15 protein-coding genes and 1 tRNA gene are annotated in these 18682 nt (G+C 70.7%); 5 read left to right on the forward strand and 11 right to left on the reverse strand.

Going from position 1 to position 18682, the window contains the following annotated elements:
• Positions 1 to 58: 58 nt before the first annotated feature.
• Entirely contained in the window at positions 59 to 1456 is a 1398-nt protein-coding gene (locus LXM64_RS11520) for an amidase (protein ID WP_234073319.1), read from the forward strand.
• Positions 1457 to 1466: 10 nt separating this feature from the next.
• Here the strand turns inward: LXM64_RS11520 and prfA are convergent, their stop codons facing one another.
• The 9 genes from prfA to LXM64_RS11565 form a co-directional block, all read right to left on the reverse strand.
• On the reverse strand, positions 1467 to 2543 hold the full coding sequence (gene prfA / locus LXM64_RS11525; RefSeq protein WP_234073320.1) for a peptide chain release factor 1: 1077 nt from the start codon (positions 2541 to 2543) through the stop codon (positions 1467 to 1469).
• 26 nt (positions 2544 to 2569) lie between these two features.
• A complete protein-coding gene (rho, locus tag LXM64_RS11530) occupies positions 2570 to 4537 on the reverse strand; it encodes a transcription termination factor Rho (RefSeq protein ID WP_234073321.1) in 1968 nt (655 codons plus the stop codon).
• Positions 4538 to 4714: 177 nt separating this feature from the next.
• Positions 4715 to 5659, reverse strand: a complete 945-nt coding sequence (gene thrB / locus LXM64_RS11535) for a homoserine kinase (protein WP_234073322.1) — start codon at positions 5657 to 5659, stop codon at positions 4715 to 4717.
• On the reverse strand, positions 5656 to 6741 hold the full coding sequence (gene thrC / locus LXM64_RS11540; protein WP_137416457.1) for a threonine synthase: 1086 nt from the start codon (positions 6739 to 6741) through the stop codon (positions 5656 to 5658). The genes thrB and thrC overlap by 4 nt, the downstream gene beginning before the upstream one ends.
• Before the next feature lies 1 nt (position 6742).
• Entirely contained in the window at positions 6743 to 8065 is a 1323-nt protein-coding gene (locus LXM64_RS11545; RefSeq protein WP_234073323.1) for a homoserine dehydrogenase, read from the reverse strand.
• Positions 8062 to 9459, reverse strand: a complete 1398-nt coding sequence (gene lysA / locus LXM64_RS11550) for a diaminopimelate decarboxylase (protein WP_234073324.1) — start codon at positions 9457 to 9459, stop codon at positions 8062 to 8064. The genes LXM64_RS11545 and lysA overlap by 4 nt, the downstream gene beginning before the upstream one ends.
• A gap of 119 nt (positions 9460 to 9578) precedes the next feature.
• Positions 9579 to 10388, reverse strand: coding sequence for a DUF2993 domain-containing protein (locus LXM64_RS11555; protein WP_234073325.1), 810 nt, complete (start codon positions 10386 to 10388; stop codon positions 9579 to 9581).
• Position 10389: 1 nt separating this feature from the next.
• The gene (locus tag LXM64_RS11560) at positions 10390 to 12054 is read right to left on the reverse strand and encodes an arginine--tRNA ligase (RefSeq protein ID WP_234073326.1); all 1665 of its coding nucleotides are present in this window, start codon (positions 12052 to 12054) and stop codon (positions 10390 to 10392) included.
• 57 nt (positions 12055 to 12111) lie between these two features.
• Complete coding sequence (locus LXM64_RS11565) at positions 12112 to 12909, reverse strand: transglutaminase-like domain-containing protein (protein WP_234073327.1); 798 nt, start codon at positions 12907 to 12909, stop codon at positions 12112 to 12114.
• Positions 12910 to 12999: 90 nt separating this feature from the next.
• Between LXM64_RS11565 and LXM64_RS11570 the strand changes: the two genes are divergently transcribed.
• The 4 genes from LXM64_RS11570 to LXM64_RS11585 all read left to right on the forward strand — a co-directional run bounded on the left by LXM64_RS11570 (position 13000) and on the right by LXM64_RS11585 (position 16301).
• Positions 13000 to 13764, forward strand: a complete 765-nt coding sequence (locus LXM64_RS11570) for an SGNH/GDSL hydrolase family protein (RefSeq protein WP_234073328.1) — start codon at positions 13000 to 13002, stop codon at positions 13762 to 13764.
• Positions 13765 to 13955: 191 nt separating this feature from the next.
• Positions 13956 to 14219 (forward strand): DUF6458 family protein, encoded by a 264-nt coding sequence (locus tag LXM64_RS11575; RefSeq protein WP_137416451.1) that lies wholly within the window; start codon positions 13956 to 13958, stop codon positions 14217 to 14219.
• A 3-nt stretch (positions 14220 to 14222) separates the two neighbouring features.
• Positions 14223 to 15587, forward strand: a complete 1365-nt coding sequence (locus LXM64_RS11580) for a serine/threonine-protein kinase (RefSeq protein ID WP_234073329.1) — start codon at positions 14223 to 14225, stop codon at positions 15585 to 15587.
• A 105-nt stretch (positions 15588 to 15692) separates the two neighbouring features.
• Positions 15693 to 16301 carry an HD domain-containing protein gene (locus LXM64_RS11585; protein ID WP_234073330.1) on the forward strand — a complete coding sequence of 203 codons (609 nt, stop codon included), beginning with the start codon at positions 15693 to 15695 and terminating at the stop codon, positions 16299 to 16301.
• A gap of 1051 nt (positions 16302 to 17352) precedes the next feature.
• Here the strand turns inward: LXM64_RS11585 and LXM64_RS11590 are convergent.
• Positions 17353 to 17425, reverse strand: a tRNA-Arg gene (locus tag LXM64_RS11590).
• A 47-nt stretch (positions 17426 to 17472) separates the two neighbouring features.
• Positions 17473 to 18669 carry a hypothetical protein gene (locus tag LXM64_RS11595; protein ID WP_234073331.1) on the reverse strand — a complete coding sequence of 399 codons (1197 nt, stop codon included), beginning with the start codon at positions 18667 to 18669 and terminating at the stop codon, positions 17473 to 17475.
• Positions 18670 to 18682 lie beyond the last annotated feature (13 nt).

Below are 18682 nucleotides of genomic sequence, written 5' to 3' on the forward strand. Positions count from 1 at the left end.
ACCAGGGCACTCGCGCACCACTGGTCGTGCAGACGTCGCGGCCCCGTACGCTCGAGAGATGAGCGAGCTGCACGAGCTGTCCCTCGTCGAGGTGGCGCGGATGCTGCGCGACGGCGATCTCGACCCGCTCGAGACCACGCGGCACTACCTGTCGCGCATCGCGGCGCGCGCGGATCTGGGTGCGTTCGCCGAGGTCACCGCCGATGCGGCGCTCGAGCGCGCGCAGCACCTCTCCCGGGCCACGACCCGCGGCCCCCTCCACGGTGTCCCTCACGCGGACAAGGACCTCGTGGCGCGGGCGGGCATCCCCACCCGGTACGGCTCCCGATCCCGCGCGGATCACATCCCCGCCGTGTCGGATCCGCTGGCGATCGCCCTCGACGACGCCGGTGCCGTGAACCTCGGCAAGACGGCGACGAGCGAGTTCGGTCTGACCGGCTACACGGAGCCGCTCACCGGGCTGCCCACGCGCGACCCCTGGGACACGGCGAACGGCGCGGGCGGCTCGAGCGGCGGCGCCGCCGTCGCCGTGTCCGCGGGTCTGCTGCCTGCCGCGGTGGGCTCCGACGGCGGCGGCTCGATCCGCATCCCCGCGGCCACGGTCGGCGTCGTCGGGCTGAAGCCGTCGCGCGGACGCCTGCCGATCGGGTCGGGTCTGGACTCCCCCGACCAGCTCGCGGTGACGGGTCCCCTCGCGCGGAGCGTCGCCGACGCCGCCTACCTCTTCGACGCCCTGGTGCAGCTCGCGCCGTACCCCTATGCGACCGCGGCACCGGGATCGAGCAGCGTCTTCGATGTCGTGCGACGGATGCCGCCATCCGCCCGAATCGGCGTCACCACGGTCTCTCCGTGGGACGACGACGAGGACATCCGCCTGGATCCCGACGCACGCGAGGCGGTCGAGCGCGCCGCATCCTGGCTCACCGGCGACGGGCACGACGTCGAGGACGCCCTCTGGCGCCCGCGCGGCTACGCCGACATGTTCCGCCGGCTGTGGCGGGTCAGTGCCGCGCGGATCCCGCTCACGGATGCCGACCGCGGTCTCGTCGAACCGCTGACCGCGTGGCTCGTGCAGGAGGGGCGCGCCCTGTCGGGGCCCGAAGCGCTGGAGACGCTGAGCGCCGCACGCGCGTTCGAGCGTCAGACCGTCGCCGCCTTCGCGCCCTACGACGCCATCCTGATGCCTGCCCTCGCACAGGCGCCGCGTCCGGTCGGCTGGTACGAGGGGCACGATCCGCTCCGGACCTTCGCCCTCCAGGTGGAGTACGCGCCGTACTCGAGCTTCGTGAACGTCGCAGGGCTGCCTGCGGTGACGCTCCCGGTGAGCGTCGCCGAATCGGGCCACCCGGTGTCGGTGCAGCTGGTCGGGCGGCCCGGCGGCGAGGCCGCCATCCTGTCGCTGGCGGCACAGCTCGAGGACCACCGCGGCACGCTGCCGCACCCGCCCGGCTGGTGACCGAACGCGCTCACTCTCCCGCGAGCGCCGCCAATCGGGCCTCTTCATCCGCCGCGATGGCGGAGTCGATGATGGGCCCCAGCGCACCGTCCATGACCTGGTCGAGGTTGTAGGCCTTGTAGCCGGTGCGGTGGTCGGCGATCCGGTTCTCGGGGAAGTTGTACGTGCGGATGCGCTCGGAACGGTCCATGCCCCGGATCTGCGAGCGGCGGGCGTCGGATGCGGCCGCGTCCCGCTCCTCCTGCTGCTTGGCGAGCAGGCGGGCACGCAGCACGCGCATCGCCGCCTCGCGGTTCTGCAGCTGGCTCTTCTCGTTCTGCATCGAGACCACGATGCCCGTGGGGACGTGGGTGATGCGCACGGCCGAATCGGTGGTGTTGACCGACTGCCCGCCGGGACCGGACGAACGGAAGACATCGATCTTGAGATCGTTCTGATCGATCTGGATCTCCTCCGGCTCGTCGACCTCGGGGAAGACGAGCACACCCGTCGTCGAGGTGTGGATGCGGCCCTGCGACTCGGTCGCCGGCACCCGCTGCACGCGGTGCACGCCGCCCTCGTACTTCAGATGGGCCCACACCCCGGCCGCGGGATCGGAGCTCGTGCCTTTGATGGCCACCTGGACGTCCTTGTAGCCGCCCAGGTCCGATTCGTTGCGCTCGAGCAGTTCGGTCTTCCACCCCTGCGACGCCGCGTACTGCACGTACATGCGCAGCAGATCCGCCGCGAACAGCGCGCTCTCGGCACCACCCTCGCCGGCCTTGATCTCCATGATCACGTCGCGCGCGTCGTCGGGGTCGCGCGGGATGAGCAGGCGCCGCAGGCGCTCCTGAGCGGCATCACGCTGCTCTTCGAGGGCGGGGACCTCGTCGGCGAACGCCTCGTCCTCGCCCGCGAGCTCACGGGCGGCGGCGAGATCCTCCACGGCCCCCTGCCACGCCTCATACGCGCGCACGATGCGTGAGAGCTCGGCGTAGCGCCGGTTCACGCGTTTCGCGCGCGCGGCATCCGCGTGCACGGCGGGGTCGGAGAGCTCCTCCTGGACCGTTCTGTGCTCGTCGAGGAGTCCGCGAACGGACTCGAACATGCCGGAATCGGACACGGCCGACGAGATCAGCGGATGTTGTTCTCGTGACCGTGCGAGTGTCCCCCCGAGGCCGGAGCCGGGATGGACTTCTGCATCTGCACGAGGAACTCGACGTTCGAGGAGGTCTCCTTGAGCTTGCCGAGCACGACCTCGAGGGCCTGCTGCGGATCGAGACCCGCCAGCGCGCGCCGCAGCTTCCAGGTGATCTTGACCTCGTCCGCCGACAGCAGCATCTCTTCTCGGCGCGTGCTCGACGCGTTGACGTCGACCGCGGGGAAGATGCGCTTGTCGGCGAGCTGACGGCTCAGACGCAGCTCGCTGTTGCCGGTGCCCTTGAACTCCTCGAAGATGACGTCGTCCATCTTGGAACCGGTCTCAACCAGCGCGGTCGCGAGGATCGTCAGCGAGCCGCCGTTCTCGATGTTGCGCGCGGCGCCGAAGAAGCGCTTGGGCGGGTAGAGCGCAGCGGCGTCGACACCGCCGGAGAGCACACGACCACTCGTGGGCGCGGACACGTTGTACGCGCGGCCCAGACGGGTGATCGAGTCGAGCAGCACGACGACGTCGCGACCGAGCTCCACGAGGCGCTTCGCGCGCTCGATGGCGAGCTCGGCGACCGTGGTGTGGTCTTCCGCGGGACGGTCGAAGGTGGAGGCGATGACCTCGCCCTTCACCGTGCGCTGCATGTCGGTGACCTCCTCCGGGCGCTCGTCGACGAGCACGACCATGAGGTGGACCTCGGGGTTGTTGTGCGCGATCGCGTTGGCGATCTGCTGCAGAACGATCGTCTTGCCGGCCTTGGGCGGCGCGACGATGAGGCCGCGCTGGCCCTTGCCGATGGGAGCGACGAGATCGATGATGCGCTGCGTCAGCTTCTCGGGCGCGGTCTCCAGGCGCAGACGCTCCTGCGGGTAGAGCGGGGTGAGCTTGCCGAACTCGACGCGCTCGGCCGCATCCTCGACCGAGAGCCCGTTGATCGCATCGACCTTGACGAGCGCGTTGTACTTCTGGCGGCCCGACTGCTCGCCCTCACGGGGCTGCTTGATCGCGCCGACGACCGCGTCGCCCTTGCGAAGGTTGTACTTCTTGACCTGGCCGAGCGAGACGTACACGTCGCTCGCACCCGGCAGGTAGCCGCTCGTGCGCACGAACGCGTAGTTGTCGAGCACGTCGAGCACACCTGCGATCGGGATGAGGACGTCGTCCTCGCCGATCTCGGTCTCGAACTCGTCGCCCTGGCCCTGGCCGCGACGCTTGTTGCGCTGGCGGCCCCGGCCGGACTGCTGCTCGTCGTCCTCGGCGGCGGGGGCGGCGTTCTGCCCCTGGTTCTGCTGCCCGTTCTGGCCGTTCTGCCCCGCTGCACCCTGAGCGTTCTCACGACGGTTGCGGTTGCGGCTACGGCTACGGCTGCGGCTGCGGCCGTTCTGCTCGCCCTCGGCGTTCTGCTCGCCCTCGGCGCCGGGGGCGTTCTCACCGGAGGCGTCGGCGGCGGGTGCCGTGTCGGCTGCCTCGGCAGGTGCGGTCTCGGGCGCGGTCTCGACCGACGCCGCGTCCGTCGACGCGGCAGCGGTCTCCGGCGCTGCCGGCTCGGCGGCGCTCGGATCAGCCTCGGCGGGCGCCTCCTCCGGAGCGGCTGCGGACTTGCGGGCCCGGCGCGGGGCCTTCTTGGCCGGCGCCTTCGCCGCGGGCGCCTCCTCGGCGGCTGCGTCGTCCGCGACGGGGGCGGGGTCGGCCGGCGCCTCGGCGGCCGGAGCCTCGGATGCGGCAGGCGCCTGGTCGGCGACCTCGCCCGCAGCAGGGGCGTCCGCGGCGCCTGCCTCGGCGCTCTTCGCGCGGCGGGGCGCGCGCTTGCGCGGCGCCTTCGCCGGGGCCTCGACGGCCGGCGCCTCGGACTCGGGCGCCTCGATGGCCGGAGCCTCGACGGCGGGGACGGCCTCGGCGACGGTGTCGTCGACGTTGGCGTCGGTGGACTGGATCTCGGAGATGGACTCCACGAGTACTCCCTTGATGAAACGTGTGTCAGCGCGTGACCGCACAGAAGGCCCAACAGACAGGCATTCGTCTACACCCAGCGCATGCTCGGGATACGCGCGACCGCATCGCGGGGATGTGTCGCGGGTATGAGTGCAGGGGTCACGCGGCCGGTTCGCAGATTGCGACGGAGGCCAGATTCACGCCAGTGACGTGGCACCCTCCGCGTTGTCCCTCACTGTACCACCCTTGAAGTCGACCGCGAGCATGAGCGCCTCCCACGGAGTGTCCGCGTGCGAGGCGACCAACTGGGCGGCTTCCAGACGGCGTCCGGGACCGTCGGCGAGCACGAGCACGGACGGCCCCGCTCCCGAGACGACCGCCGCGAACCCCTCGCGACGCAGCGCCTGCACGAGGCGATCCGTCTCGGGCATGGCCGCCGCGCGATAACTCTGATGCAGTTTGTCCTCGGTGGCCGCCATGAGCAGTTCGGGGCTCTGCGTGAGTGCCGCGATCAACAGCGCCGAGCGCGACACGTTGAAGACCGCGTCTGCGCGCGAGAACTGGTCGGGCTGCAGGCCCCGCGCGACCGAGGTCGACATCGTGAACTCGGGCACGAAGACGATGGGGGACACACCGCGGTGCACGAGCAGCTTCTTGTGCTGCGGACCGCCCTCGTCGACCCACGCGATCGTGAGACCGCCGAAGAGTGCGGGGGCGACGTTGTCGGGGTGACCTTCGAGCTCCGTGGCGAGCCGCAGCAGTGTGTCGGCGTCGAGATCCACGTCGCCCTCGAGCAGACCCTTGGCGGCCAGGAGCCCCGACACGACGGCGGCACCGGAGGAGCCCATGCCCCGCCCGTGGGGAATGACGTTGCGCGCGCGCAGGCGCAGACCCGGCATGGGCCGACCCGCATCCGCGAAGGCGTACGCGATGGCCCGCACGACGAGATGCGACGCATCGCGCGGCACCTGATCGGCGCCGGCACCGTCGACCTCGATCTCGAGCAGACCCGGCTCGAGTGCTTCGACCTCGAGCTCGTCGTAGACGCTCAGCGCCAGGCCGAGCGTGTCGAAGCCGGGCCCGAGATTGGCGCTCGTGGCAGGCACGCGCACTGTCACCGCGCGGCCCACGGCGACCGTCATCGAGAGCCCTGCGGGGCGAGCTCCAGCACCGAGGCGACCTCCGAGACGGAGTTGTCCACGACGGTGGGGGCGACCTCGCCGCCGGACGCGTCGCGCAACGCCCACTGCGGGTCTTTGAGACCGTGACCGGTGACGGTGAGCACGACGCGTGCGCCCGCGGGGATCACTCCGGCCTCGGCGCGGTCGAGCAGACCCGCGACGGAGATCGCCGAGGCGGGCTCGACGAAGACGCCGACCGTCTCGCTCAGCAGCTTCTGCGCGGCGAGGATGCGGTCGTCCTCGATCGCGCCGAACCAGCCGTCCGTGGCGTCGCGCGCCTCGAGGGCGAACTGCCAGGATGCGGGGTTCCCGATGCGGATGGCGCTGGCCACCGTTTCGGGGTTCTTGACGACCTCGCCGCGCACGAGCGGTGCGGAGCCGGCGGCCTGGAGGCCGAACATCCGCGGCACCTTGGTGGAGACGCCGCGCTCGGCCTCTTCGGTGTAGCCGCGGGTGTAGGCGGTGTAGTTGCCCGCGTTGCCGACGGGGACGATGTGGAAGTCGGGGGCGTCGCCCAGCTGGGACACGACTTCGTATGCGGCCGTCTTCTGACCGTCGATGCGGTCGGGGTTGACCGAGTTGACGAGGTGCACCGGATAGTTCGCGGCGAGCTCGCGCGCGATCTCCAGGCAGTCGTCGAAGTTGCCGCGGATCTGGATGAGCTTGCCGCCGTGCGCCACGGCCTGGCTCAGCTTGCCCATCGCGATCTTGCCCTCGGGCACGAGCACGGCCGCGGTGATGCCGGCGTGCGCGGCGTAGGCGGCGGCCGATGCCGAGGTGTTGCCCGTGGAGGCGCAGATGACGGCCTTGGCCCCGTGCTCCACGGCGCGCGAGAGCGCCACCGTCATGCCGCGGTCCTTGAACGAGCCGGTCGGGTTCATGCCCTCGAACTTGACCCAGACCTCGGCACCGGTGCGGTGCGACAGCGCCGGTGCCGGGATGAGCGGGGTGCCGCCCTCGCCGAGGGTGACCACCGTGGAGGCGTCGGTCACGCCGAGGCGGTCGGCGTATTCGCGGAGGACTCCGCGCCAGAGGTGTGCCATGTCAGTCTCCTTCTACCCGCAGGACCGAGACGACCCGCTCGACGACGTCGCTGTGCGCGAGTCGATCGACCGTGTCGCTGAGATCCTGCTCGCGTGCTTTGTGCGTTCCGATGACCAGGCGTGCCCGGCCCGAGTCTGCGCCGTCCTCGGCGATGACCGTCTGCTCGACCGTCGCGATCGAGACGTGCCCCTCGCTCAGCGTGCCGGCGATATGCGCGAGCACGCCCGCCTGGTCGGCGACCTCGAGCGTGATCTGGTAGCGCGTCTGTGCGTGACCGATCGGCAGGACCGGCAGGTTCGCGCGCGTGGACTCCCCCACCCCCACGCCGCCGGCGATGTGGCGACGCGCCGCGGACACGACATCGCCCAACACCGCGGATGCGGTCTGCACGCCGCCCGCGCCGGCGCCGTAGAACATGAGCGAACCGGCCGCCTCCGCCTCGACGAAGACGGCGTTGTTGGCACCGTGGACGCTCGCGAGCGGGTGCGAGCGCGGGACCAGCGCCGGGTACACCCGCACCGAGATGGCCTCGCCGGTCGGCGAATCCTGACCGGTCAGCCGCTCGCACACCGCGAGCAGCTTGATGACGTAGCCGGCGTGACGAGCCGCATCCATCATCTGCGTCGTGATCGCGGTGATGCCCTCGCGGTGGACGGACTCGAGCGGCACGGCCGTGTGGAACGCGAGCGAGGCGAGGATGGCCGCCTTCTGTGCCGCGTCGTAGCCTTCCACGTCGGCGGTCGGGTCCGCCTCGGCGTATCCCAGGGCTTGCGCCTGCGCCAGGACGTCGGAGAACTCCGCGCCCTCGGTGTCCATCCGGTCGAGGATGTAGTTGGTGGTCCCGTTGACGATGCCCATGATGCGCTGAACGCGGTCACCGGCGAGCGAGTCGCGCAGCGGGCGAATGATCGGGATGGCGCCGGCTGCGGCCGCCTCGTAGTACACCTGCGCGCCGACCTGGTCGGCGGCGTCGAAGATCTCGGAGCCGTGGGTCGCCAGCAGGGCCTTGTTGGCCGTCACGACGTCCGCGCCGGAGTTGATCGCCTGCAGCAGATGGGTCCGCGCCGGCTCGATGCCGCCGATGAGCTCGATCACGATGTCGGCGCCGACGATGAGCGACTCGGCGTCGGTCGTGAAGAGCTCCTGCGGAAGCTCCACATCGCGCGGAGCGTCGACATCGCGCACGGCGATGCCGGCCAGCTGGAGACTCGCCCCCGCGCGGTCCGCGAGCTCATCACCGTGCTTGAGCAGGAGGGCGGCGACCTGCGACCCGACGGCGCCGGCTCCCAGCAGAGCGACGCGGAGGTGGCGATGGTCGATCATGAATCACCTTTCTGCGCGAGGAGCGCATCGCGGGCGAGAAGGTCGTCGACCGTCTCGCCGCGCACGATGACACGCGCCTCGGCGTCACGCACCGCGACCACAGGGGGCCGAGGCATGTAGTTGTAGTTGCTCGACAACGAGAAGCAGTAGGCGCCGGTCGCCGGCACCGCCAGCAGGTCGCCGGGGGCGACGTCGGCGGGAAGGTACTCGGCGTTGACGACGATGTCGCCCGACTCGCAGTGCGAACCGACCACCCGCACGAGGGCGGGAGCCGCATCGCTCACGCGGGAGGCGATACGGGCGGAGTAGTCGGCGCCGTAGAGCGCCGGACGGGCGTTGTCGCTCATGCCACCGTCGACGCTGACGTAGGTGCGCACGAGACCGTCGTCGAGCAGGACCGGCTTGACCGTGCCGACCTCGTACAGCGTCACACCGGCCGTCCCCACGATCGCTCGTCCGGGCTCGAACACCAGCGTCGGCACGGGCACGTCCAGGCGCGCGCAGGTTGCCGCGACCGCGTCCACGATGGCGTCGGCGAGTTCTTCGATCACGGCGGGCTGCTGATCGCGCGTGTAGGCGATGCCGAAGCCGCCGCCGAGGTTCAGCACGTCGAGACCGCCGAGCTCCGCGTGGAGGGCGACGAGCCGCTCGGCGGATGCGGCGAAGCCGTCCGACCCGAAGATCTGGGAGCCGATGTGGCAGTGCAGGCCGACGAGCTCGACGCCGGGGATGGCGCGCAGGAGAGCCGCGGCCTCCCGTGCACCGTCGAGGGAGAAGCCGAACTTCTGGTCCTCGTGCGCTGTCGCGAGGAAGTCGTGGGTCTCGGCGTGGATCCCGGTGTTCACACGGATCAGCACGGGCTGGCGGCGGGCGGCGCCATCGGTCACCGAGGCGAGGCGCACGATCTCGTCGACGCTGTCCACGATGATCGTGCCGATTCCGATCTCGACGGCCCGCGTCAGCTCCCTCGCGGACTTGTTGTTGCCGTGCAGGCCCAGCAGCGACGGATCCGCGCCGGCGGCCAACGCCACCGCCAGCTCGCCCGCGCTCGCGACGTCGATGCGCAGCCCTTCCTCGAGCACCCACCGCGCCACGGCCGCGGAGAGGAACGCCTTGCCCGCGTAATAGACGCGCGCTTGCGCACCGTGCCTTCCCGCGGCCCGCTGGAAGGCGGCGAGGATGCGACGGGCGCGGCCTCGCACCTCGTTCTCGTCGAGGATGTAGAGCGGAGTGCCGAAGCGTGCGGCGAGCTCTCCCGCATCCACTCCGCCGATCTGAAGACGGCCGTCGCGGCGCGACGCCGATCCGGGCCACACGACGGGCGCGAGGTCGTTCGCGTCGTCCGGCACGAGGAGCCACTCTTCGGCGGCAGCGCGGTCGTGCGAGGAGGACACTACGAGACCCAATCGGTGGTGAAGGGCGGCGGGATTCTCAGCGGCGGCGGAGCCGTCACGACACCCCGACGCGAGTCCCTTGAAGTCTAGGGCACCGCCTATGCCGCTCCCGCCATGCGTCAGGCGCAGGTGCCCTTCTCCCGCGCGCCGGCATCGGTGAGCAGCTCGCCCGCGATGTCGAAGTCGGCAGCGAGCCGATCGTCCTGCACCGCGACCTGGCTGAGCGTGAGGCCGCGAGGGAGGTACTGCGCGACGCACACCCGATACCCGGCGAGCAGAGGATCGGCGACGGAGCCGAACTGCGCGCGCAGGCCGTCCGCGGTCACCTCGGCGCCGGCGACGCTCAGCGAAACCGGCGTGAGCACGAGCTGCCCGTCCGCCGCCGACGGGGTGAGCACCACGTCCACCGGCACCGCGAGGCCGAGCACGGACAGCTGGGTCGAGGCGCTCACGTCGGGCTGGGCGATCGTGAGGCCGTCGACGGACACCGGCGCGGCCTCGACCAGCAGTGGACGCAGCTGGTCGGCATTCAGCGACACCGTCGCCTCTCCGGAGCCGAGCGTGAAGGGAGCGCGGATGCCGAGATCGCGAAGGGTCACCGACACGTTGCCGGTGAAGTCTCCGATCGTCACGTCGTCGGCGGAGATGCGCACCTGACCCACCTCACCCAGCGCAAGATCCAGCAGCAACGAGGGATCCGCGATGTCCACATCGATCTGCTGATCCGCGGCGAGATCGAGTCGCGACACGAGCTGCTGCTTGACGGCCTTCGCCACGAGGTCGCGCGCCACCCACTCCCCCGCGAAGAACGCGGCGACGATGAGAAGCAGAACGACCAGCACTGCGACGAGCCACGGCCACCGGCGGCGCCGGCGCACGGTGCGGGGCGCGTCGTCCTGGTCCTCGAACAGCCCCATCACCTCGCTCATGTCACATCCGCTCGGGCGCGCTGACGCCCAGCAGGTCCAGCCCGTTGCGCAGGACCTGGCCCGTCGCGTCGTTGAGCCACAGACGCGTGCGGTGCAGGTCGGTCACCTCGTCGTCGCCGAGCGGGATCACACGGCAGTTGTCGTACCAGCGGTGATAGAGCCCCGCGAGCTCCTCGAGGTATCGGGCGATCCGGTGCGGTTCGCGCAGGTCTGCGGCGAAGGCGACCAGCCGCGGGAACTCCTGCAGTGCGCCGAGCAACGCCGACTCGGTCTCGTGGGTGAGCAGCTCGGGCGCGAACGCGGTGCGCTCCACCCCGGATGCGGCGGCGTTGCGCGCCACGTTGTGGGTGCGCGCATGGGCGTATTGCACGTAGAAGACGGGGTTGTCGTTCGTGCGCTTCTGCAGGATCTCGGGGTCGAGCGTGAGCGGGGAGTCGGCGGGGTAACGAGCCAGCGAGTACCGCAGGGCATCGGTGCCGAGCCAGGCGCGCAGGTCGTCGAGTTCGATGATGTTGCCCGCACGTTTGGACAGACGCGCGCCGTTGATCGAGACGAGCTGGCCGATCAGCACCTCGATGTCCTTCTCGGGATCGTCGCCCGCCGCACCGGCGAGCGCCTTGAGTCGGTGGACGTAGCCGTGGTGGTCGGCGCCGAGCAGGTAGATCTTGTGCGCGAAACCGCGATCGCCCTTGTTGAGGTAGTAGGCCGCATCCGCCGCGAAGTAGGTGTACTCGCCGTTCGAGCGACGGATGACGCGGTCCTTGTCGTCGCCGAAGTCGGTCGTGCGCACCCAGACGGCGTCGTCCTGCTCGAAGACATGCCCCTGCTCCCGCAGGCGCTCGACCGCCTCGTCGACGAGACTCGGCGACCCGGCGTGCAGCACGCGCTCGGAGTACCAGACGTCGAAGTGGACGTTGAACTGTTCGAGCGAAGCCTGGATCTCGCCCAGCTGAAGGGCGTACGCGAGCTCAGTGGTGAAGGCCAGCTGCTCCTCGGCCGAGGCGAACAGCACGCCGCCGGGCTGGCCGTTGAAGTCCGCCGCACGCACGCGCTCGGCCAGGTCCTGGATGTAGGCGCCGACGTAGCCGTCCTCCGGGGCCGGCTCGCCCTTCACCGCCGCGAGCACGGAGCGGCCGAAGCGCTCCATCTGGGCGCCCGCGTCATTGATGTAGAACTCGCGTACGAGCGTGGCGCCGCTGGCCAGGAGGAGGCGAGCGATGGCGTCGCCGAGAGCCGCCCAGCGCGTGTGTCCGATGTGGAGCGGACCGGTCGGGTTCGCGCTGACGAACTCCAGATTGATCGAGTTGCCCCGCTGGCTGGTGTTGGAGCCGAATGCCGCCCCCGCCTCGACGATCACGCGGGCGAGGGCTCCGGCGGCCGCGGCATCCAGACGGATGTTGATGAACCCGGGACCGGCGATCTCGACGGAGGCGATGCCGTCGACATCGCCCAGAGGGCTCGCGATCTCCGCTGCCAGCTCCCGCGGGTTCGCCCCCACCTGCTTGGCGAGCTTCAGGGCGATGTTGGACGCCCAGTCGCCGTGGTCTCGGTTCTTCGGACGCTCGAGGACGATGTCCGACACCGCGACCTCGACACCGGGGCGTCGCGCCTCGACGATCGGTGCGACGACGGCGTGCAGGGCGGCGGAGAGCTGTTCGGGATCCATAGGCGTCCCATTCTACGTTCGTCCGCCGTGACGCCCCGGCCGCGCAGGCCGACCCGCTCAGGCCATCGGGACGAGCGCCGCGTGATCGTCGACGGGTCCGGGCTCGCCCTGCACCGTCGCGTCCACCTCGAGCCGTTCCAGCCCCACGTACCCGCCGTGGTAGCTCAGGAATGCGCAGTCCGCCGCGTCCCTCCCTGTCCCGATCCGCACGAGCGAGGAGCGCGGAGCGAGCCGAGTGGCGTCGATGACGTTCCACTCGCCCTCGACGAGCACCTCGGCGACGGCGTGGAAGTCCATGGGATCGAGACGGGGCGCGTAGCACGCGACATACCGCGCGGGCATGTCCATCGCACGCAGCAGCGCGATGACGAGATGGGCGTAGTCGCGACATACGCCCTGTCCGCTGGCGAGGGTCGTGACCGCGCTGTCGGTTCCGAGGCTCATCCCCGGCGTATAGGTGACACTCGTGGCCACGAACTCGGAGACCGCCTCCACGAGCACCCGACCGCTCAACCCGCGGAAGAGTCGCCGCGCGGTGGCGAAGACCTCGTCCGACTGGGCGTAGCGGCTCGGGCGCAGGGCCGCGATCGTGTCGAGCTCCATCGTCGCAGGCGCCGTGCCCGGGCCCACGACCGCCTCGTAGCGCACCTGAAGCGGCCCCGCCTCACCCGTCAGACGGTGCAGACGGTTGCCGGCCGCATCCACGAGCTCCCTCGGCGCGAGCTCGCGCCCGTCCTGCACCAGGCTCAGCCGCTCGCTCACGACCCCCGCCGATCGCGCCACCGCGATCTGCAGGATGAGGTCGACGGAGGAGCCCAATTCGAGGTCGAGTTCGGCTCTCACTTGGCGCTGCACCGGCCCATCCTCGCACGCGGATCGAGCGCCGAGGCCCGCCGCATCCCTCTCGTGCACCCGCTCGGCCCCGTCGCACCGTACGCTCGTGCCATGACCCGATCCGCCCGGCTTTCGCCGCGCCGCACGATCGCCGTGCTGGCGGCGCTGGCGGCGGCGATCGCGTGCATCTGCGCCCTCGCGCTGACGCGCCCGTGGGCGACCGGATCGGTCCCGGTCAGTCGAGCGGATGCGGGTGGCGCCGCGCCCGCCCCGGTGTCGACCATCTCGCTGCCCGAGCACCCCCGCATCCTCGTTCTCGGCGACTCCTGGACGTATGGTTCCGCCGCCACCACGCCCACGCTGGGCTACGCCTACCTCCTCGGTCCGCTCATGGGCGGCGAGACGAGCGTGAACGGTTCACGAGGCAGCGGCTACCTCGTTCCGGGCATCGACGGCGGAACCTTCTCCGAGCGCATCGCCGAGTTGGATGCGTCCGACCAGCCCGACCTCATCGTCGTCCAGGGCTCGATCAACGATCGGAAGGTTCGCCTCGACGGCTACGACGAGGCCGTGCGCGGCGCCTGGGACGCGCTCAGCGCGCTGTACCCCGACGCGCAGATCGTGATCCTCGGCCCCGCTCCCCAGGTCCTTCCCGTGGAGGCCGCGACCGCCGAGATCGACCAGCGGCTGAGCCGGGCGGCGGCGACGCGTGGGTGGCCGTACATCTCCCCCATCGGCGAGCAGTGGATCACCCCGGAGAACCACCCGTGGGTCATCGACAGCGGGCCGGTCGGGCGCCATCATCCCACCACCGAAGGCCATGCGTACCTCGCAGAGCGGCTCACCGCAGCGCTCGAGGGTCTGCGGGCCGACTGAGGCCTCCCACACGGGCGGGCATTATGCACCCTTTCGCGGGGCAGGACCACCACAGGTCCGCCGGCCCGTCCGCTGGCTAACGTGAACACCGGGGGCACGGCGACCCGCCGCGCCCGTGCCCGAGCGCCGGCCCCACCGTCGCCGTCCGGGAACCCACCTATCGGGCTGGTCCCGGGGCAGGAGTCGTGAACATGGGTATTGGAAGCGGAATCGCGCTGTTCGTGATCGGTGCGATCTTGGCGTTCGCCGTCAACGTCGACCTCGGCGGCTACGTCAACCTGAGTCTCATCGGTTACATCCTGATGGGCGCGGGAGTTCTGGTCTTCCTGATCAGCCTCATCCTCGTGATGCGTCGCCGTTCGAGCGTGTCGACCTCGCGCACGGCCGTCGACCCCGCCAGCGGCGAGCGCGTCACGACACGTCGCACCACGGACAACGGCGAACCCCTCGCCTGATACGTGTCCGACATCCTCGACGCCGCTCCCGCCGGGACCGGCTCACTCCTCGCCGGTCGCTACCGCCTGATCGAACGCGTCGGCAGCGGCGGCATGGGCACGGTCTACCGCGCTCGGGACGAACTGCTCGGCCGTGATGTCGCGGTGAAGCTCTTCCACTCCGAGCAGGCGGACGGCGTCGAGGACCGTCGGAAGGTCGGCGAGGCGACGATGCTCGCTTCGCTCTCGCATCCGTGCCTGGTCACCCTGTTCGACGCGCGCATCGGGACCGAGGCTCCCAGCTACCTGGTCATGGAGTACATCGCCGGCCCGACCCTGCGTCAGCGTCTCGCGGAGGGCCCGCTGGGGCTCGATGAGGCCGCCGCCATGGCGAGCGATCTCGCCGCGGCGCTGGAGGCCGTCCACGCGGCGGGGATCGTGCACCGCGACGTGAAGCCCTCCAATGTCATGCTCCGCCCCCGCGGCCCGAGAGCCGGCCGTGTCGGCTACCAGGCCGTGCTCGCAGATTTCGGCGTCGCGCACCTCGTGGACTCCACGAGGCTGACAACGCCGGGCGACGTCATCGGCACGGCCGCGTACCTCGCGCCGGAGCAGGTCCGCGGTCACGCGCCGGTTCCCGCATCCGACGTCTACTCGCTCGGGCTGCTGCTCATCGAGGCCATCACGGGCCGACATCCCTTCGCGGATGCGCCGGCGGCGAGCATGCTGTTGGCACGTCTCACCCGCCAGCCCGATGTGCCGACGGGGATCGGCTACGCATGGCGTTCCCTGCTCACCGCGATGACCGTGCACGATCCCGCTTCCCGCCCGAGCGCGAGCGAGGTCCTCGAGCGGGCGCGAGTCCTTTCCGCATCGACGCCGACCGCCGCGACGCTCCCCCTGGATGACGCGCTGCTCGTCGCGACCTCGCCGATCGCACTCTCGGCTCCCCCGGCGCAGGCCGTGGAGCCGGTCGCCGACCCGCGTCCGGTTTCGCCGCCCCGTCGACCCCGAGGCCGTCGTCGGGGGGTCGTGGCGCTCACGGCGGCTGCCGGCATCCTCATCGCCGGGGCCGCCGCGGTGGGCGTCACGAGCGTCCTGGCCCCGGTCCCGGTGGCCGAAGAGTCCGTCGTCCCCGTGCAGATGAGTACGGTCCCGGCAGACGACGGATCGGAGCAGACGCCCGCCGAGACGGTCGAGTCAGAGGACCAGACCGTGCAGCCCGCCGACACCGACTCTCCGCAGCCCGCCCCGGTCACCGACCCGCAGCCTGGCCCGGTATCGGACAGCGGATCCAACCGCGGCCCCGGCAACAACAACGGGAACGGGAACGGACCCGGGAACGGGAACGGCCCCGGGAACGGGAACGGGAACGGGAAGAGGCCCTGACGGCGCAGGAACGCCACATCCCGACGTGATCCCGCCGTCCTCGGAAGCAGAACCGCTCAGCCGAGGAGCGGTGCTCGACACTGGGGACGAGAGACGAGGAGTCCCGTGCCGTACGACATCGAAGAACTCCTGCGCCCGCCATCGGCCACCGCCGCGCTCGCGCTGCAGGCAGCCGAGCGGTGGTGCTCCCCCGCCGTGCTGCGGCACAGCCTGCGCTCCTGGATCTGGGCACGTTCGCTCGCGGATGCGGAGGGCCTGGACTACGACGCGGAACTGCTCTTCGTCGCCGCCGCACTGCACGACATCGGGGTGGCGGAACCGTTCGACGCACATCGGACGCCGTTCGAGAGCGCCGGAGGCGCCGCCGCCTGGCTGTTCGCGGCCGGAGCGGGCTGGCCGACCGAGCGCCGGACCCGGCTGCAGGAAGTCATCGAGCGCCACATGTGGGTCGAGGTCGATCCGGCCGTGGACATCGAGGGCCACCTGCTGGAGGTCGCGACGAGCTTGGACGTTGCGGGCGCGGGACCATCCAGATGGGACACGCGGCTCCTGCGCGCCGTGACCGAGCGACTGCCGAGAGCGGAGTTCGCGGCAGAGTTCGACACCGCGATCCGCGATCAGGCCGAACGCAAGCCCGCCTCGGCCGCGGCACGCCTTGCGCACAGCGGCCGCATCGCCGACGGCGAGCGCGCCTGCCTCACCCTGACTCGCTGACCTGGCGTCCCCGGGTCGCGCATGCCGGGCGGTCAGCCGGCCTGCGCGAAGGGGCGCGACGCATCGATGATGCGCCGCAGCGAGACCGCTGCCTCCGTCCGGATGCGGCGGCGACACGCGGCATCGATTCCTGGAAGTCCCGTGCATGAGGCCGTCATGTTGAGCATTCCACGTGAGACACCGGATGCGTAAACGCCCGTTCCCGCGTACTGGAATGCAAGACCGCCGCTGTCGCCGTTCCCAGCGGCCGGGATGCGCCGCGGTAGCAGATCGAGCCGCCGCCCGCAGGGTTTCTCGGCAACCACGGGGCTCGACCAATACACACCCTGATACCAGGGCCGCCCGCGGTCGGGCTGCAGTGGTGCGCCGGAATCATGGAGGCAGTTCCCGAGGGGATATAGCCGATCTTGAACGCGGCGAGTCCGCTCCTCGTGCCGCCTGCGGCGTTGAGCGAGGTCATCGAAGCGGTCGAGGGCTACCATAACGAGCCCGACCTGGCCTACAAGGCCGTCGTCCCCGCACTGAAGCGTCCTGAGCGATCCACTCGCCACGCTGAGCCGCCCCCGCGGCCGGCCTTCGCGTCCCCCAAGCGGCCGACAGACAGCTCGTTCCCGGCAGCGTAACGTCGCAGGGAGCGGGGGGCGAGTGGATTCGAAGCAATGGGGCGCGCCGACGACTGCGGCGCGCCCCCGAAGGTGGCGCGAAATCGTGGCCGGGGTCGTCTGGGCCTCGATCGGGTTGTGCCTAATCGCGCTCTGGCAGCTGTTCGCCCGGGAGTTCGGTGCCGCCGTCGGCACGGCACTGCACTCCCCACCCGCCCGGGAGAGTCGCGTCCCGTCCTTCTGGGGCTTCGTCGTCGTCACGGCGGTGCTGCTGGTGTGCGCCGTCGGCGCCCTCGCGGCGCACCGCTGGCTAGCCCTGCCGATCGCTCTGCTGCTCGCTTTCGGCGCGGGAATGGTCGCGTTGGGCATGTACCCGCAGGTCGCCCCGTTCGCCGTCGGGCACGAAGAAGGCCCCGATCCGCGCAAGGATCGAGGCCTCTTGTACGCCGTGCCCCCGGAGGGATTCGAACCCCCGACCTACGGTACCGGAAACCGGCGCTCTATCCCCTGAGCTACGGAGGCGTACCGATCGAGACTATCACCGCCCGCTTCGACCCCGTGACGACGGGTCAGGGGTATCCGCGGGTCCACAGCCCGTAGACGGCGAAGAACTGCAGCACGACGAGGACGATCAGGATGCTGTTGCGCGTGCGCTTGGACGTGGAGAGCTTCTCGTGCGCGAGGAGCGGAGACATCGGCATGAGCAGGCGGAAGGTGCTGGCCTGCGGCAGGAAGACACCGAAGATGTAGAGCCCGTAGCTGAGTCCGTATGCCGCGACGACGATGCCGAGCCTGCGCACCGACCGCGACCAGATCAGCAGGGCGAAGCCGACCATCAGCGCGATCACGAGCAGCCAGCCGAACACGCTCAGGTACTCGCCCATGAATCGGAACCACGGGGTGAGGGGCAGGAACTCGCCGTTGCCGACGAACGGACGCCACCAGGCCGTCTCCGTGAGGAGGTAGGCGTGGGGAGTTCCGGTCCAGGCATCGGCGATCCACGACCAGGCGAGGCCGGCGAGCGCGGTGACGCCGCCGGCCACGAGCAGCCCCGCCACTTCGCGGCGCGGGAACGGGTCGATCCTCCGGCGCCACCAGCGCACGAGGAAGACGATGCCCAGCGCCAGGGCGAGCGCGAGGGCACCTGGGCGCGTGAACGCCGCGACCAGCGCGATCGGGGTGATCCACACGTACTTGCGCTTCACTGCCAGCAGCAGCGCGGCGAAGGTCAGCGTGAGCACGAGCGATTCCGCGTAAGCGATGACGAACACGAACGACAGGGGGGCGAAGGAGAAGAAGATCACCGCCCACTTGGCCTGACGCGGCGAGGTGACCGCTCGCAGCAGCAGGAACAGCAGGACGGTCGCGGTGGCGCTGAAGAAGATGCTGAGTCCGATGCCGGCCGCTCGCCAGTCCGAGCCGACGAGGTCGCCGACCACGCGTTCCAGCCACGGGTAGATGGGCAGGAAGGCCCAGTCGTTCTCGAGCACGTTGCCGTTGGGACCGATGGGGATCACGGGCGGATACCCGATCAGAGAGATACGGCCGTAACGGTCCGCATCCCATCCCGTCAGGAATGCGGCGAACGTCCCGACCGGTCGGTCCTGCGCACCGAAGCCCCAGCCGGCGGCCGTCGAGACCATGTACCAGAAGAGCAGGAACGCGAGGTTCACGCCGCGGGCGATCGCCCAGTAGCCCATCACCTGGGCGAGTTCGATCCGCCGAACCGCCCGCACACGCGGATCGGGTCGGGATGCATCATCCACCCAGCCATGTATG

This window comes from Microbacterium binotii (assembly GCF_021398715.1).
Lineage (GTDB): Bacteria > Actinomycetota > Actinomycetes > Actinomycetales > Microbacteriaceae > Microbacterium > Microbacterium binotii_A.